This is a genomic window from Paenibacillus terricola, assembly GCF_014779765.1.
Taxonomy (GTDB): Bacteria; Bacillota; Bacilli; order Paenibacillales; family Paenibacillaceae; genus Paenibacillus_T; species Paenibacillus_T terricola.
In genome coordinates this window covers 203053-220436 of the sequence record NZ_JACXZA010000005.1, presented here as the reverse complement: position 1 = coordinate 220436, position 17384 = coordinate 203053, and the positions used below count along the sequence as shown (strand labels likewise).

13 protein-coding genes are annotated in these 17384 nt (G+C 53.2%); 11 read left to right on the top strand and 2 right to left on the bottom strand.

Going from position 1 to position 17384, the window contains the following annotated elements:
- Positions 1 to 401 precede the first annotated feature (401 nt).
- The 6 genes from H8B09_RS19900 (at position 402) to H8B09_RS19875 (ending at position 11172) form a co-directional block, all read left to right on the top strand.
- Positions 402 to 6041, top strand: coding sequence for an alpha-amylase family glycosyl hydrolase (locus H8B09_RS19900; protein WP_224753848.1), 5640 nt, complete (start codon positions 402 to 404; stop codon positions 6039 to 6041).
- 438 nt (positions 6042 to 6479) lie between these two features.
- Positions 6480 to 6662 (top strand): hypothetical protein, encoded by a 183-nt coding sequence (locus tag H8B09_RS30590; RefSeq protein ID WP_224753797.1) that lies wholly within the window; start codon positions 6480 to 6482, stop codon positions 6660 to 6662.
- 14 nt (positions 6663 to 6676) lie between these two features.
- Positions 6677 to 7093: an immunity 70 family protein gene (locus H8B09_RS19890; RefSeq protein ID WP_191205323.1), complete on the top strand. Its 417-nt coding sequence runs from the start codon at positions 6677 to 6679 to the stop codon at positions 7091 to 7093.
- A gap of 167 nt (positions 7094 to 7260) precedes the next feature.
- On the top strand, positions 7261 to 8769 hold the full coding sequence (locus H8B09_RS19885; protein WP_191205322.1) for a sensor histidine kinase: 1509 nt from the start codon (positions 7261 to 7263) through the stop codon (positions 8767 to 8769).
- Positions 8766 to 9464 (top strand): response regulator transcription factor, encoded by a 699-nt coding sequence (locus H8B09_RS19880; protein ID WP_191205321.1) that lies wholly within the window; start codon positions 8766 to 8768, stop codon positions 9462 to 9464. Before H8B09_RS19885 ends, H8B09_RS19880 begins: the two co-directional genes overlap by 4 nt.
- A 187-nt stretch (positions 9465 to 9651) precedes the next feature.
- The gene (locus tag H8B09_RS19875) at positions 9652 to 11172 is read left to right on the top strand and encodes an S-layer homology domain-containing protein (RefSeq protein WP_224753796.1); all 1521 of its coding nucleotides are present in this window, start codon (positions 9652 to 9654) and stop codon (positions 11170 to 11172) included.
- A gap of 106 nt (positions 11173 to 11278) precedes the next feature.
- Here H8B09_RS19875 and H8B09_RS19870 read toward each other — a convergent pair whose 3' ends face one another.
- Positions 11279 to 11983 (bottom strand): hypothetical protein, encoded by a 705-nt coding sequence (locus H8B09_RS19870; protein WP_191205320.1) that lies wholly within the window; start codon positions 11981 to 11983, stop codon positions 11279 to 11281.
- Between the two features lie 162 nt (positions 11984 to 12145).
- Between H8B09_RS19870 and H8B09_RS19865 the strand changes: the two genes are divergently transcribed.
- The 4 genes from H8B09_RS19865 (at position 12146) to rlmD (ending at position 16084) form a co-directional block, all read left to right on the top strand.
- Entirely contained in the window at positions 12146 to 12436 is a 291-nt protein-coding gene (locus H8B09_RS19865) for a YerC/YecD family TrpR-related protein (RefSeq protein ID WP_110046527.1), read from the top strand.
- A gap of 3 nt (positions 12437 to 12439) precedes the next feature.
- Complete coding sequence (locus H8B09_RS19860) at positions 12440 to 13270, top strand: sirohydrochlorin chelatase (protein ID WP_191205319.1); 831 nt, start codon at positions 12440 to 12442, stop codon at positions 13268 to 13270.
- A gap of 3 nt (positions 13271 to 13273) precedes the next feature.
- Positions 13274 to 14197, top strand: coding sequence for a diacylglycerol kinase (locus H8B09_RS19855; protein ID WP_191205318.1), 924 nt, complete (start codon positions 13274 to 13276; stop codon positions 14195 to 14197).
- 363 nt (positions 14198 to 14560) lie between these two features.
- Complete coding sequence (gene rlmD, locus H8B09_RS19850) at positions 14561 to 16084, top strand: 23S rRNA (uracil(1939)-C(5))-methyltransferase RlmD (RefSeq protein ID WP_191205657.1); 1524 nt, start codon at positions 14561 to 14563, stop codon at positions 16082 to 16084.
- A gap of 73 nt (positions 16085 to 16157) precedes the next feature.
- On the opposite strand, the gene H8B09_RS19845 is transcribed toward rlmD, so the two are convergent.
- Entirely contained in the window at positions 16158 to 16604 is a 447-nt protein-coding gene (locus H8B09_RS19845) for a DUF6979 family protein (RefSeq protein WP_191205317.1), read from the bottom strand.
- Positions 16605 to 16791: 187 nt separating this feature from the next.
- Here H8B09_RS19845 and H8B09_RS19840 point away from each other — a divergent pair, with 187 nt between their 5' ends.
- Positions 16792 to 17340, top strand: coding sequence for a VUT family protein (locus tag H8B09_RS19840; RefSeq protein ID WP_191205316.1), 549 nt, complete (start codon positions 16792 to 16794; stop codon positions 17338 to 17340).
- Positions 17341 to 17384 lie beyond the last annotated feature (44 nt).

Below are 17384 nucleotides of genomic sequence, written 5' to 3'. Positions count from 1 at the left end.
GACGGTGATATGATCGATTCACCGAATTGTGCAAACGTTACCACTTTCTTTCGGTTCCTCAGCAGCTTAGCAAGAAGCTCTTCCTCTTACTCATTATTATGCTTATCGTTTGAAATCCATTGCTGTATCAAGAATGCTGTCACTCACTGTCGATTGTCTGCTCGTTCCTGTTTGAAAACAGGGCTGAGCGTCAATCGTTTATTCATGCTATTTGTGCAAACGTTTGCACAAAAGTTGCACACGATCATGCGTTGATTTAAGCATCATACAGCGCTGTCCGTTGGCAATGCAGCGGAATAAAATACAGCATAAGGGTTTAAGCGATCCGGGGAAGCGAAAGAGACGCGGTAACGAACTGTGCGATCCAATATGAATACGATTCCAGGGAGGTACAACAGTTGATGCGACATCGAACGAAGAAAGCCTATCTATTCGTCATTTGTCTTGTAGTGCTCGTGCAGTGCTTCGCAGGCGCCGCGTTATCCAGCGGCAGGGCGTATGCAGATGATAGCGGGGGCGGTGCGGGTGGCGGAACCATAATGCCGCTTGATCCGAATTACGGGGATAGCCAGCCAGGCGGCACAACGCGCTGGTATGCGACAGGCAGCTTCAATGGTTGGAAGCAAGACGATACAGCTAACCAGTTCAAGCATCTGGTGGGCGGGTTCTATATGTTCGCGCTTACGCTTGATCCGGGCAATTACGAGTTCAAGCTGACGAAGAACGAGACATGGGACGGCTTCAGCAATGCAGGCGGAAATTTCAGCATGACGGTGCCTGGCACAGCGAAGACGGAGGTTCGATTCTATATCAATGAAGAGCTTGGGCAAGCTCGCATCAGTTTGCCGGGCGTGGACAATTTGCAGCAATATGTGCCATCGGTCGCTCTCGAGAACTGGCCTCGCCTTGTGGGCAGCATCCAGAAGGTGTTCGGCGAGAATGAATGGAGCCCGGAGACGGCGCAGCAGATGTTCGTAGATTACAACTTCGACGGTTCCGTCTATAAGCTGCAGCGCACGCTGCCGGCAGGCAGCTACGAAGCGAAAGTAACGATGGGGAACAGCTGGGCGGTCGACTATGGATCCAATGGCAAGGGCGGTTCCAATCTACTCGTGAACGTGCTGGATCCATCGGACGTTACCTTTACGCTCGATGTGCCGGCTGGGAAGCTGTCGCATAACTACAAGCCGAAGGATCAAGATTTCGACGGACAGATCAACAAGGATGCGATCGTGTTCGATAGCCGATCGGTTACATACAAGAAGCCGTTCGGCGCAATCGAGGAAGGTACGCAGGATCTGACGCTTCGCATCGCAGCGGAAGCAGGAGACGTTGAGCTTGCGCGCGTTGAACTGACGGATGGAACGGGCTTCGCTCGCACATTCGATATGGCGAAGACGACGACGACAGGCGGCAAAGATTACTTCGAAGCCGTTATTCCGAAGCAAGAGCTGGCTCCGTATGGCATCTGGGGCTATAAGTTCATTCTGATCGATGGCAGCACGAAGGTGGAATACGGCGACAACGGCGTTCGCGGCGGTACAGGCGCAGCGGCGGACGAAGGCGCGCTTCCTTACGATCTGACCATCTACAAAGCAGGCTATAAGACGCCGGATTGGATCAAAAATGCGGTTGTTTATCAGCTGTTCGTCGACCGTTTCTTCGACGGCGACCAGACGAACAACCGTGCGAAAGTCGTAGACGGGGTACGAGGCGTCCGCAATGATGCGGACGGCAGCAATACGACGATTACGACGACGAAGAGCCAATACTTCGACGGCGGCGTGCCGAACGATCCAACGCCGGATCAAGTGTGGGGCAATTGGTCGAATACGCCGGAGAATCCGGATCGGACGACGCCGGAGAATGCTCCGTATTATCCGAATGCGAAATCGGACGGCGTATGGTCGAACGAATTCTACGGCGGCGACATTGCAGGGGTCAGCCAGAAGCTGGATTACTTGCAGTCGATCGGCATTACGGCAATTTATTTGAACCCGGTTGCATGGGCGGCTTCGAACCACAAGTACGATGCGACGGACTATAAGCATCTGGACCCTATGTTCGGCAAGCCTGTCTATAACACGCCTGGCGATCCGAAGTCCGGCCTCGATTATGAGGCGACGAGGGTTGCGTCGGACCGCGTGTTCAGCGAATTCGCGAAGCAGGCGACGGCAAGAGGCATTCACCTCATTATGGACGGCGTGTTCAACCATGTGGGCGATGACTCGATTTATTTTGACCGTTATGAGAAATATCCAGAGATCGGCGCTTACGAGTATTGGGCGAAAGTGTGGAATCTGGTGAACAGCGGCAAGACGCAGAAGGATGCGGAGCAGCAGGTGATCGATTCGTTCACGGCGCAGATCAACCCGCTGACGGGCAAGCATTATTCGTATCCGGAAGATTTTACGTATACGACTTGGTTTACGGTAGCGAACGAGAAGGTTCAAGATGCAAACGGCAATTATCGTTACAAATATGATGCATGGTGGGGTTACGATTCGCTGCCGGTCATGGATGCGGTCGAGCCGCAGCCAGGCGACACGGTAGCATTGGAAGGACAACACGAATGGAACAATGTCCATTACCGCGACGAGGTCATCGGTCATGACCTGACCGGCAAGAGCGACGCAGAAGCAGCGGCATCGATGCAGAGCACCGTATCGCAGCGTTGGGAGTGGCTTGGCGCAAGCGGCTGGCGCCTCGACGTAGCGCCTGACGTGTCGAGCGGCACGTGGGCGAAATTCCGCGAAGCGGTGAAGTCGGTAGAAGGTCGTAAGAATACGAATGGCGATGTGATCGAAGATCCGATCATTCTCGGCGAGGAGTGGGGCGTGGCAACGAAGTTCCTGCTCGGCGACCAGTTCGACTCGGTCATGAACTATCGTTTCCGTTCCGCCTTGCAAGGGTTCATGATTAACGGCGATGCAGCGGCGATGAATGATTCGCTTGAGTCGATTCGCGAGGACTATCCGGAGCAGGCTTGGCAGTCGATGCTTAACCTGGTCGATTCCCACGATACGACGCGCAGCATTACGAAGCTGGACCATCCGGATTGGGAAGAGCAGCATCTCGTCATTGCTGATGAAGCGAGTGATCTAGCGATCAAGCGTCAGGCGCTGACGGCGTTGTTCCAGCTGGGCTACCCAGGCGCGCCAACGATTTATTACGGCGACGAAGTTGGCCTCACAGGCACGAAGGACCCGGATTCGAGAAGAGCGTTCCCTTGGGAACGGGTACAGGACACGAACGGTGCATACAGCGGTCAAGGCCGATATGCTTCATTGTTCAATATGTATCAGACGGCTGCGAAAGTGCGGCATGAGCATGATGTATTCAGCACGGGTGATCTGAAGACGGCTTACGCGCAGGGTGATGTCATTGCTTATGCTCGGAAGAATGCTTCAGAAGCAGGCCTTGTCGTTGTGAACCGCAGCGAGACGGAACAGACGATCCAAGCGAATGTCGCAGGTTACTTGCCGGCGGGCTTGGCGCTTACAGATGCGCTTGGCACGAATGCGAAGGCGGTTGTATCCGCAGGCGGCATTATTACGCTGACGATTCCGGCACTGACCGGCTACATGATGGTTTCTGACCAAGCGTTGTCTTCGGCAGCGGACGTACAAGGTCTTGCGGCAGCAGGCGGCAATGGTACGGTGACACTGTCTTGGAATGAGACGGCAGGCGCGGATAGCTACAATGTATATCGAGCTGCAATCGAAGGCGGCAGCGTAACGCTCATAGGTACCGTTCCGGCCGATTCGGCAGGCTCGGCGGCTTCCTATTTGGATAAGACCGTTAAGAACGGCACGAAATACTATTACGCGGTGACGGCTGTTCATGGTGCGGCTGAAAGCGCGATGAGCGCGATGGTATCGGCACTGCCGGCATTCGTGATCGACAGCGTGTCGATTACGCAGGCGGCGCCGGATTTGACGATCGGAACAGGCAATAAGACGGGTCAAATTCAAGTTACGATCGCAGCGAATGGTTTGACCAACGATCCAGCGCTGGCGGGTAAGGAAGCGGCCGGATTGATTGCGAAGCTGGTCTATTACAACGCAGCGAGCGGAGCAACAACTGCGTCAGAGACGAAGCTGCGGTACTTGAAGGATACGGCAAGCGGCGAGAAAGTGTATTGGGCTGCTTTTGAACCAACAGAGACAGGGACATTCGCTTATTATGCCAAAGTGTCGGCGAATAACGGGGAGTCGTTCTCGCAATCGAGCGAACAGTCGCTGAACGCGCTGGCGAATACGAGCGACACGACAGCACCTAAGGCGCCTGTACTGCTGCCGATTACGGTGGAATCGAACCGCGTGCAGTTGAACTGGACGCAGCCTGTGGCGGGTGAAGGAGAAGCGGCGTTTGAGGTTCCTGTAGGTCATGAGGTATTCCGTCAATCGCCGGGAGACACGGCATTCAAACGTGTGGCGAGCTTGGGTGCGGATGCGGTGTCATACACCGATCTTGCTGTAAGCAATGATAAGAATTACGTGTACTACGTCACTTCGTACGATGCTGCATATAATCGTGCGGCGTCGGTTACGCAGGCGGTGACGCCGAAGCTGGTTATGGTCGATGTAACGATTCGTTTGCATCTGCCATCTTATACACCTGCTACGGATGACATCTTCATGGCATCGGAACAGCTGAATAACTGGAATGCAAGCGGCACGAAGCTGAGCGTTCCAAGCGGCGCAACGAATCGCGATGTGGTCGAGTACAAGTTCAAAATGATGGCGGGCAAGAGACTCGATTACAAATATACGCGCGGCACTTGGGCGACGGAAGCTTTCACGAGCCATACCCGCATCGCGAATGATACGACGGACTACGGCAACTGGGCGTATAGCTCGGAAAATACGAATATGCTGTTGAAGATTCAGAATCAGGGCGGCAATCAGATGGTCGTCGACGACTACGTGCTGCGTTGGGTGGATATGCCGATGATCGTCACGATGCCGCGCCAATCATTCGGCGAGGACATCACGTTCTCCACAACGGAAGCAAGCGTGAAGCTGAAGGCTGTCGTACCGTACGGCGTTGCATTCACGATTAACGGTGAACCGATTGCGAGCACTGCAATGGATGCCTATGGCAATGTACAGCTGGATTCGCTTCCGCTTGCAGTGGGCGAGAACAAATTCGTTCTGCACATTGAGCCGACAGCGGAGACGCTTGCACAAGGGTGGTATGAAGATAAAAACCGTAGAGGTCAGGCAACCAAGACGATTACGATGTCCATTACGCGTACGGCGGTTGACGGCGGCAATGGAAACGGCAATGGATCCGGCAACGGTGATGGCAGCGGTTCGGGAACTGGCAATGGAACAGGTGCCGGTACAGGTGGTAACGGTACAGGGAATGGTACTGGAACCGAAGGCAATGGATCAGGCACAGGCAGTAACAATGGAGGCAACGGATCGGGCTCAAGTACAACGGGCGTAACGTTCCCTGATGTTCAAGGCCATTGGGCAGAGAAGGATATTGAAGCACTGAGCAAGCTGGGTATTATCAATGGACGTCCGAACGGAAGCTTTGATCCGCGAGGCGAGATTACGCGTGCGGAATTCACTGCATTGCTGATCCGCGCGATCTCTTCGCAGCAAGCAGGCAAAGACGCTTTGGCCGCTGCTGCCGGCGGCACTGCACCATCGTTCGCAGACGTGGCATCAGGCGCATGGTACGCTAAAGATGTCGCCAATGCGTTCGCATTGAAACTGGTGACTGGTCTATCGGCTGATCAATTCGCGCCGAATGCGCCAATCACGCGTCAGCAGATGGCCGTTATGCTCGCGCGCGCAGCAGTATTGCTAGGACTGCCTGCTGCTGGCGATGGCAGCGGCGATGCACTTGCTGGATTGACGGACAGCGGCAGCATTGCAGCTTGGGCAGAGGAAGCGGTAGCTTACATCGTAGGCGAGGGCTTCATGCAAGGCGATACAGCACATCGTTTCAACGCTAACAACCACGCAACCCGCGCAGAAGTCGCGACCGTGTTCGCACGGATGCTGCGTGCGGCTGGACTGTTGTAAGGAATGAATGGGAAGGGCCCTTTCGAGGCGCAGTGATGCGCTTCGGGAGGGTTTTTTGTGCGCTTGGAAGCGCAATTGACTAACGCGTGAAAGTCTCCAGTACACCGAAAAGTGGCGGAAGTACATAGCTGACGCATAGTGCTTAGTCCGTGAGGATAGGTGCGGAGGATGCGAAGGCAAAACCCGGAACAGGCGGCAAACCAAGTTGGCTGACGAAGCTGGACAACCCTGCAAGAGAAGGGAAAGTCCCATACCACAATAGCTTTGCAAAGAAATATACTGGTTATGAAGAACAGAAAACCTTCAAGAATATTAATGGAGAAATACAAGAGGTTAGTTACGGAATGTCTGGAAGTGTACGTCCTGACTTTTATAAAAAAAGGCCATAGCATAGACATTAAGAACTATACTGTTACTAACTCGACAGGTAGAACAAACTTGGCTAATAATATTGAGAAACAATATAAACTCAGGCTGACACATCTCCCCAAAAACAATAAACAATCAGTAATAATTGATGTAAGAGGACAAAAATATACTGATGATATGCTTGATGTTTTGGTTCGTAAATACGATAGTAAGACTGGTGGAAATGTTGACATTACATTTATGACCTATTAAGGAGAGGAATTGAATTGACAGTTGGTTTGAAAGCCCATTATTTTTGGTTTCCTATCGGTACCGGAGATTTCCTTCATTCGTTTTTCTCTACAATCAGCTACAATTTGGAACCTAACGGCTGGGGGACAAAGTATCCGGTATTATTGAAGAGCCTCTACCATGAACAACTGGATAAAGCTCAGATTCCTGCTCTTCAGGAGGAATTAAACAATGCGAGAGAATTGTTAATGGACATTCCTCCAAACAAGGTCATCTGGGATATCGAGGATTTATCGAAGCGGCCGCCTTGGGGAGATGATATCAGTCCTGAGATTACAAGCTTAGGCAATTACTTTGTCAGCAGCGATAGCAAGCAAGTATTCGATATTTTCTTAAAAGCTATTGAGACAGCTTTACAGTACGACTTGGATTTAAGAATACATAGCATGTAGACATAAAGCATGGAGTTATTACAAGTGTGAGGTAATTGAACCTTTGGGTTCGATTGCCTCTTTTCTGTAACGGACGTTTAGGGGCTTGCTGTCGTCATGCGGAGGTATTTTTCTTTTGCACGCGTGAGGGGTTGCGGTATACTAACCGAAAGAAAGGGGAGGACGATATGTCTATCCGAATCCGGCTGCTGCTGTCGTTCTCGGCCGTGGTGGCGGTTGCGATCGTGCTGTTCGTCTTGACGGCGTTCCTAAGTTCGGTGGCGGTTACAGGCGACATGCGCAGCATAAGCAGCTTTTATAATATTCATTATTCGATACATCCGCTGACAGACGAGGAGGAGTCGATCTTCCTTGATCTCAAATATCTCGCCAAGCAGGACCCGGCGCAGTTGAACGACCAAGAGCTTCTTGCTTCCTATGACCTTAAGCTCAAAATGGTCCAAGCCGGCCTATTCGTCCGGCAGGACGATACGATTACTTACGCTTCGCCTTCGCTCGCAGAGCCGAAGATGGGCGAGGCGCTTCCGCAATACGATGCCGCGAACTATACGATTCGCAGCACGCTGAACGTTGGCAACCGGTTTTTCTCCTATGCCAAATTCGACTTCCCGTTCCCGAACGGCGAGCAGGGCAGTCTGTACGTTATGCGAGAGAGAAGTCCTTGGACCGAAATCGTCCGGACGCTGCTGCCGATACTCATTGTCGTACTGCTGGCGGTCATCCTACTAACGGGACTGCTGCTGTACCGATATGTGACGCGTTCGATCGTGCGGCCGCTTGATGTGCTTCGGCGTTCGGCCGAACAGATCAAGGAAGGCGATCTGCAGTTCGAGTTGAAGCCGCAGTCGCGCGACGAGATCGGGCAACTTAGCATGACGTTCGAGGAAATGCGGCGTCGACTCAACGAATCGATCCAGCTCCAATTGCAGTACGAGGATAATCGGAAGCAGTTAATCTCGAATATTTCGCATGACCTGAAGACGCCGATTGCGACGATCAAGGGCTACGTCGAGGGAATCCGAGACGGGTTGGCGAACACGCCGGAGAGGCTGGACAAGTATGTCGGCACGATCCATGACAAGGTGACGGATATGGGACGGCTTGTCGACGAGCTGCTGTTGTACTCGAAGCTGGATTTGAAGAGGGAGCCTTATTCGTTCGAGACGATTGATCTTGCAACGTTCGCGCAGGATGCCGCGGAAGAGATCGGCTTCGAGCTTGGGGGGCAGGGCATTCAGGTGGAATATGAGATGACGGCGAATACGGCGCCGTTTGATAAAGCGGTCATCATGGCGGATCGAGCTAAGCTGAAGCGAGTGGTCGATAACTTGGTGCAGAATAGCGCTAAGTTTATGGACAAGGAAATGAAGCGGATCACGCTGCGGGTTGGGATCGATGCTGGCGCGAGTGCTGCTGTGCTGGAAGTTGAAGATAACGGGGCAGGGATGCGCGGCGAGGTGCTGCCGCATGTTTTTGAACGATTTTATCGGGGCGATGATGCACGCAGTACCCATACAGGCGGCAGCGGTCTCGGGCTGGCCATTGCCAAGCAGATTGTTGAAGGCCATGGAGGCACGATTGAAGCGGAGAGCAGCGTTGGCGCAGGGACGACGATTCGGATTCGGGTGCCGCTGGCAGAAGGAAATGCAGACATGAGGGCAGGTGGCGGCGAATGAAACGGGTTTTGATTATCGAGGACGAGAAGCCGATCGCGGAGCTGGAGCGGGATTATTTCGAACTGCATGGGTTTGCGGCTGATCTGGTGCATGACGGAGCGGAAGGGCTCGCGATGGCGTTGTCCGGCAGCTATGACTTGATTCTGCTCGACCTGAATCTACCGGGAACCAGCGGGCTGGACGTATGCCGCGCTATTCGGGACAAGCTGGATGTGCCGATTCTGATCGTGTCCGCTCGCGACGAGGAGATCGATAAAATACGAAGCTTCGGCCTTGGCGCCGACGATTATATCACGAAGCCGTTCAGCCCAAGCGAGCTGATCGCAAGAGCGAAGGCGCATCTCGCACGGTATGAGCGATTCGCGAGCCGCGCTGCTGCCGCTGAGCCGGAGCAGGATCAGATCAAGGTGCGCGAGCTTGTCATCGACAAAGCGTCGAGGCGCGTCTATGTCCGAGGGGAAGAAGTGATTCTGCCAGCACGCGAGTTCGATGTGCTCGCCTTCATGGCGGCGAATCCGAATCGGGTGTTCAGCAAGGAAGAGCTGTTCGAGCGTCTATGGGGGTTCGATTCGGCTGGCGATATTGCGACTGTCGCGGTCCATATCCGCAGAGTGCGGGAGAAGATCGAGGCCGTACCATCCAACCCGCAGTTTATCGAGACGGTATGGGGAGCGGGTTATCGGTTTACGGTGTAGGCTGGTAGTTCGCGAGAGATAGAAGCGATTGATCGCCTCTACCTCGTTCGCAAAAAGTTATCGGCTTGTTTATAAAAAGTTAATCGGCTGTTTCAGAAACGTTCAACCCTCGGCGGTATGATGGATGCAAGCAAGTGGAATGCAAGCGCTCAGCGCTCATCATAATCACGCACGGGAGGAAACGACAATGACGAAGAAAGTACAAGGAATGAAGGAACCACGCCGACTGGCGGTATGGACGCTCGCGGCAGCGATCTCGGCGGCGGCGATTGTGCCTGGATACGCATCGGCAGCACCGGTTGCGGTTGCAACTAAGGCGTCGACGGAAACGATGGATGCGGCAGTTCGTGAAGCGATACAGCAATTGGCTGCACAGGGCGTCATCCAAGGTTATGAGAATGGTTCGCTTCGTCCGAACCAACCGGTTACACGGGCCGAAGCGGCTAAGCTGCTCGTGCTGGCACTTGATCTGAAGCCAGTTAACGGTGCTGCTTTATCGCTCGGTTCCGAGCATAGCGGCAAATGGTACGTCTCGTTCGTGAACACGGCGATCGCGAACGGCTTGATCGATGTGAAGGACGGCAAGTTCAATCCGAACCAACCGGTATCTGAGAGCGAACTGGCAGTCATGGCGGCGAAGGCGCTGCAACGAGATACGCTGTCGCTTACAAGCTGGTTGTCCAGCGTAGCTGACGGCAAAGCAAATGCAACACGCGGCGAGACGGCGCGCCTGCTCGTGAAAGCTGAGCAGTCCGTACGTGCTGCGGATGCTCGCATCGTATCAGTACGCGCACTGGACGGCATCGCGCTTGAAGTAACGATGAACCAGCCGATGACGCTGGACGACGAGACGATCGAGAAATCGGCAGAGACATTTAAGTTCGACGGCGGTCTGACGATCGTCAACCAACCGCGGTTGAAGACAGGCTCCGTCAACCAATACATCGTGCCCGTTACGATGATGGAAGAGGGCCGCACGTACACGCTGACGTACAAAGGCAGCCAGACGCTTTCCTTCACCGGCAGCGGAGAACTCATCCGCCTTAACGATACGCGCCAAGTGACGAACGATACGTTCGAGGTTGAAGCGCTGTTGAGCGATGGCGTTGTCGACTACGGTTATGTCATCGCTGCTTATGCAGGCGGACGCGGCGCTGACGCAATTGTGCTGGAGGAAGGCAACAAGCATAACGGCCAGACGCTGCAAATTATTTCGTCGCTGCGCAACCGGACGGCTGTGCTGACGCCAGAAGGCGGCGAGCCAATCAAGGTTAACTACGTCGGTTACACGCAATCGACGGACGGCAAGCAAGAGCCGAAGTTCCGTCTGCCAGCAGGCAAGACGCTGCAGCCAGGCGTTCGCTACACCGTCTCCGCAGACTGGTTCACGGTGAAGCAGCCGTCGTTCGTAGCGCAGCCGATTGCTCCGCTGACGATCGCTTCGGCACAGAAGACGGATTCGAAGACGCTGACGGTAACGTTGGCGCAGGATCCAGGGGACGAGCTGTTCGCGTTCCGCTCGGTGACGCTTGAAGGCTCCGACGGCTCGAAGCTTACAGCGCAGTACCGTGTGCAGACGCGCAAAGGCGCAACGGGCATCTTCGACGTACAGAACGGCGGCGAGTTGAAAGACGGCGTTACTTACACCGTGAAGCCGGTTGGCACATGGGCAGTAACGACGAGCAACGTAACGCTGGCTGCGAAGTAAGCGCGGGTTAAGCACACGGGGATAGTGGAGAATTCATATACCAAGAGGCTCGGCAGATGCTGAGCCTCTTGTTTGTGTGTGCCGGAACAGCCAAGAAGACCCGATGTCAACGGGTCTTCTTGGCGTTGGGCCGCGGACGTGGTCCGCTGCCTTTCATGGCTGCGCCTGCAGCGCCTGGCTTGCGGCCTTTGCCGCCGCCGGGTTTGCGCCGCTTGCGGCGTTTGGGTCTTACGATGATGTCATCATCGTCGTCGTAAGACTTCTGCGAAGATTTGGACTCCTTCTTGAACGATCCCGCAAGCACCTTGATGAGCGGTGCCATCTGCTGTAAGTTGGTAACCACTTTCTGCATCTTGCCTACGCTGTTGAGGATACCGTCAATCCCGCCCAGACGGTCGACAACCCCTTTGAGCTCACCGATCTTATCGAGCGAGAAATTGGCCAAGAGGCCGCCTTTCTCTTTCTTACCTGCCTTACCCTCGACCGGTTCTACAATCTCAGCAAGTTCGGCCGCATTGGCGACAACGGGCAAGGAGGATTTGGCGGCGCCTTCGAGCAGGTTCTCAGCTGCAGCTGCACCAGATGTCTTATGAGAGGGTGCCGGACCACCGGGCACGCCCCCGCTTTGTAAGCCGCCCCCGAATCCGAACGGTCCAGGTCCAGGTTCATTGATGCCGGGGAAGGGCGAATTTTGCCTAGCGTAGGGGTCGTAGTAGGGGTGCGGCGGATAGCCTTGAGGCGGGCCATTGCGCACGTTCACGTCGATCACAACCTTTGTCGATAGACTAATGCTTAGTACATTGTATGGCATAGGCGAACATACGGACTGGACGAATGCCCTTTTTTTGAAGCATTTTTCACATAGCTAGGCCCTTCCATCCGTTAATGCGTGAATGCGTTAGCGCTTGATTATACGTAACGTACGCTTTACAATTGAGTAGATTAGTTCTCATACCTTATAGGGGTGACGCGCATGCAGCTGAAGAAGCTGAACGATAAAGCGATTGACCAGCTGTTCGAGGCGGTTCTTACGCTGAAGACAGTAGAGGAATGCTATATATTCTTTGATGATTTGTGCACGGTGAACGAGATTCAATCGCTGTCGCAGCGGCTTGAGGTGGCACGTATGCTGGGCAAAGGCCAGACATATAGCCAGATCGAAGCGGAGACGGGTGCGAGCACGGCGACGATCTCTCGGGTGAAGCGCTGCTTGAACTACGGCAACGACGGGTACAAAATGACGCTGGAGCGTCTGGGTCGCTAACGTATGAAGCCAGGCATTCTTATTATCAGTCACGGATCGCGGTTGGCGGAATGGGTACGGCTTGTTGACGAATCGGCTGCTGAAGCGGCCGACGCTGTAGCTAAGCAACTTGCTGCAGATGGCAGCAGCTTGCAGTCGGAGGTCTCGAGTGAAGTGTTGTTCGAAGCTTCATATCTCGAGCTTGTCGAAGGCAGACTCATTCAAGATGGTGTGGATCGGTTGGCCGCCGCTGGCGTTACCGACCTTTTCGTGCTTCCTTTATTTATATCTTCGGGCAGTACGCATGTGGAAGATATTGCGCAGTCGTTCGGATTCCCGCGTGGTATACCTGACTATGAAGGCGATATGGAACCTTTCCATGTGCCGGACGGCATTCGGGTGACGATGGGCGTACCGATCGATGCCGACGAGGAGATCGCACAGCGGTTGTGGAGCAATCTGCAGGAGCTGTCGGACAACCCGTCGCAGGAATCGTTGCTGCTCATTGCGCATGGCAATGATCTAGCGGGGTTCTATGAACGGTATGAGCGCGGCATGCGTATGCTGGCAGAACAGGTACGTGCGCTTGGCGGGCTTGCCCGTGCGCGGACTGCAATGCTGCTGCCTAATGAAGCATCAGGTGTTCTTGGCGAGATGCTCGAAGAACAACCGCAGGAGACGGTGCTGGTGGCGCCGTTGTTCCTGAGCAGTGGTTATTTTACGACAACGGTAATTCCGTCAAGGCTGACGGGGCACAACTATCGGTATAACGGCAAAGCGCTGCTGCCTGATTCGGCAGTGGCGCGTTGGATGGTCCGGCAGTCGCTCCAATGGCTGCGCGGGTTGGAGGTGTAAGGCATGTCTTACGGTAACATTAGAAGGGCAAGATTAATCTATAACCCGACTTCGGGTCGGGAAGAAATCAAACGGCGTCTGCCGGAACTACTGCAGCGTCTGGAGCGCGGCGGCATCGAGACGAGCACGCATGCGACGTCGGGAGCCGGCGATGCTTCACTGGCGGCGGCGGAAGCTTGCGAGCGCGGCTATGATCTGATCATTGCGGCGGGCGGCGACGGCACGCTGTATGAAGTGATCAACGGGCTGGCGGATAAGCCGAACCGGCCTCCGCTGGGCATTTTGCCACTCGGAACAACGAACGACTTCGCTCGCGCACTTGGTATCCCGAAAAACTGGGAGTATGCGTGCGACCTTATTATTGAAGGTTATTCGCGCCCGATCGACGTCGGCGTGGCGAATAATCGTTACTTCATTAATATTGCGGGCGGTGGCTCTCTGACGGAGCTGACCTATGAGGTGCCGAGCAAGCTGAAGACGATGATCGGCCAGCTCGCCTATTATATGAAGGGTCTGGAGAAAATGACCCGGCTTCGCCCGACCGAGCTGCGCATTCAAGCGCGCGGTCACGATGAAATTCACGAGGAGATCATGTTGTTCCTTATCTGCAACAGCAACTCCGTCGCAGGCTTCGAGAAGCTGGCGCCGGACGCGAGCTTCGATGACGGGATGTTCGACGTTGTTATTTTGCGCAAATGCAACCTGCCAGAATTTATCCGTATCGCGACGATGGCGCTGCGCGGCGAGCATCTGAACGATCCGCATGTGGTTCACCTGCGGACGGATCATCTGCAGGTGACGACGGCGGACTATGTACAGCTTAACCTTGATGGTGAATACGGCGGCACGCTGCCGTGCACGTTCTCGCTGCTGCCGAGCCATTTGAATATTTTTGTCGATGAGTCGGGGACTTCGACTTATCGGTAGTGCATCCGAGAACAATTGGGAATGCCTAATCGGCGCGTGATGAGGTACAATGGAATATGGCGTGCTAGTGTAATATCGCTATCCTGCCGCGCGGTGGCCGCTGATGCGGTTGCGCGGAGGATGGCGGTTTTTGTATATATTCACCCTATCCGGGTGAGATGATGCTAGTAGAGCGGAGTGTTGAAACGGATGACGAAGAAGGGCAGGCCGTCTGCGGCGGCAGGGAATAAGAAGTTTGGAGGCTCGACTGGCGGAGCAGGCGGACGAGGCCGGAGCGCGGAAGCAGGTAGCAGCTTCGAGAGAAGTGAAGGTCGGCGTGATGGTCGTAACGGTGGACGCAATGGCGGGCGTAATGGAGGTCGGATGTCAGCGGCGACGGTTGTCGATGCTCCAGTATCCAAGAATGAAGAGTACGTCGTCGACATTATTGGTCTGACGCATGATGGTGAAGGCGTTGGTCGTGCGAATGGGTTCACGCTGTTCGTGCATGGCGCACTTCCAGGTGAGAAAGCGCGTGTGCTCGTGATGAAAGTGAAGAAGCAATATGGCTACGCCAAGCTGCTCGAGCTCATCGAGACAAGCCCCGACCGCGTCGGCGCGCCTTGCGAGATCTACAAGCAATGCGGCGGCTGCCAGCTGCAGCATATGAGCTACGAGGCACAGCTTCGCTGGAAGCGGCAGCATGTCGTGGACAACCTCGTGCGCATCGGTAAGCTGTATGTGGAAGGCGAAGCTGCGAAGCCGCGTGTGAAGGAATTTGATGGGCAGGATGTTGGGGAAGAGCTTAGTGGAGTAAGTGCGAGAGCTGAGGCTCAAGATGATGGTCCGGCTCACTCCGTTGTCGTTCACCCGACTGTAGGCATGGACGAGCCTTGGCGCTATCGGAACAAAGCTCAGGTGCCTATCGGAATGGCGATTGCCGATCTCGAAGACGGCGCCGCTGGAGGTCTGATCGGCGGCTTCTATGCGCAGGGCAGCCACCGCATCATTGATATGGATGCGTGCCTGATCCAACATGAGCGCAACGACGAAGTCGTGCGTCATATTAAGCGCATCGGTACGGAGCTTGGCATTACGGCCTACGAAGAAGAGAGTGGCCGCGGCCTGCTTCGCCACGTTGTCGTTCGGACAGGCTTCGTCACAGGTGAGCTGATGGTTGTCCTCGTCACGAATGGGACGCATATCCCGAACAAGGACCAATGGATCGCGGGCATCCGCACTGCGCTCCCGGAAGTGAATAGTATCGTGCAAAACGTGAACACGCGCGATACGAATGTGATCTTCGGTGACGAGACCCGCACGCTGTGGGGCAGCGACGTTATTTATGATGAGCTCGACGGCATTCGCTTCGCCATCTCCGCGCGCTCGTTCTATCAGGTCAATCCGGCTCAGACGGTGGCGCTTTATCGGAAAGCGGTGGAGTACGCAGGACTGACGGGCAAAGAGACGGTAATTGACGCGTACTGCGGGATCGGCACGATCTCGTTGTTCCTCGCTCGACAAGCTGGTCGCGTGTATGGCGTTGAGATTGTGCCAGAGGCGATCGAAGATGCGAAGCGGAATGCGGAGTTGAATGGTATTAAGAATTCAGACTTCGAGGCAGGGCCTTCCGAGGTTGTTATTCCTCGCTGGCGTGAAGAAGGAATTGCGGCTGACGTCATCGTCGTCGATCCGCCACGCAAGGGCTGTGATCCAGCACTGCTGGATACGATTATCCGCATGCAACCGGAACGGGTTGTGTATGTGTCGTGTAATCCGTCGACACTGGCAAGGGATTTGAGAGTGCTCGAAGATGGTGGGTACAAGACAGTGGAAGTAACGCCGGTGGATATGTTCCCGCATACGGTGCATGTGGAGAGTGTGGCTTTGCTTACATTATATAAGTGAGTAAAAGAGTTGGTTGGCGTAGTTGAATCAGAGATGACAACTACGCCATTTTTAGTGCTATGAATCTATAATTCTAATTTACCCCAACCAAGTCATCGACTAATGATGTTGTTGCTGTATTAATAAGATCGTTGTTCCAGAGTGCAGTCACAACATCCATTTGAAAGTTATGAGATATTGGGTTTTCTTTGATGTGCTCATTCCATATTTCTTTCCAAAGCTCAAGTGGACGTTCGGCGAAAGAAGGATCTGATTTTAGAATTGAAATAGCGATAAGTGCATATTGTTTATTCGTATCTTTTCGCAGATTATTCTTAATATTTTCACTGGATATACCCTTAATTAATCCTGCTTCACATAATCCAAGAAATGTACTTTTTGGACAGGCCTTTTTATGTCGGGTAGTTTGAGCTGTAAATATTTCTATTGCTGCTTGTGTCCAGGCGTCTATTGTGTAGATATTTTTATCCTGATGTATCTTTTGAACGGCTAAAACTGCAACTTTCCCGTATTTTTTCATGGAAATCCTCCTTGTTAAGGATATGTAGGGAATAATTTGTTTTGCTTATAATAACATGAAATTGATAGATTAATATATAGTATGTTTAATTAGTACCCTTGAACGAAGTGGATGATGTTGAGGGGTAGCTGGATTATGGTAACTGGTGTATAATAAGTGTCGAAAACGGTCGAGGGGATAGAATAATATGAGGATGTACGCAGTAGTATTTTTATACTTGGTGGCAATTGTATCGGCAAATGTTGTTACAGCAAGTACAGTTCCGTTTCAGTTCGGTGAATTTATAATACCTGCTGGCACATTTATTATTGGAGCAACGTTTATTTTGAGGGATTTAGTTCAGAATTATCTTGGAAGGAAGAAAACGTATTTATTAATTGGTGTAGCTATTGTTATGTCAGCAATCACTTCCTCATTACTGGGTGATACATTGTGGATAGTCTTTGCGTCGGTACTGACCTTCTTATTCTCTGAAACTACGGATACTGAAATCTATACCAGATTGAAATTGCCACTTGCATGGAGAGTAGCTTATTCCGGTATTGTTGGAGGATTTTTAGATAGTGTTATTTTCGTAATCGTTGGCTTGTCTCCTCTGGGAGCAAACTTCTTGCCGTGGGATGCTGTAGTATATGCGATTTTAGGACAAATCATCGTAAAAACAATTATTCAATTGTTTGGCGCTGCTGTTTTTGGTTTAGTTGGGAAAAGATTTATTAATCATTCACTGCAATAGTATAATTACACGAATTCGTGCTCTATAATACTTAAAAAGAACTT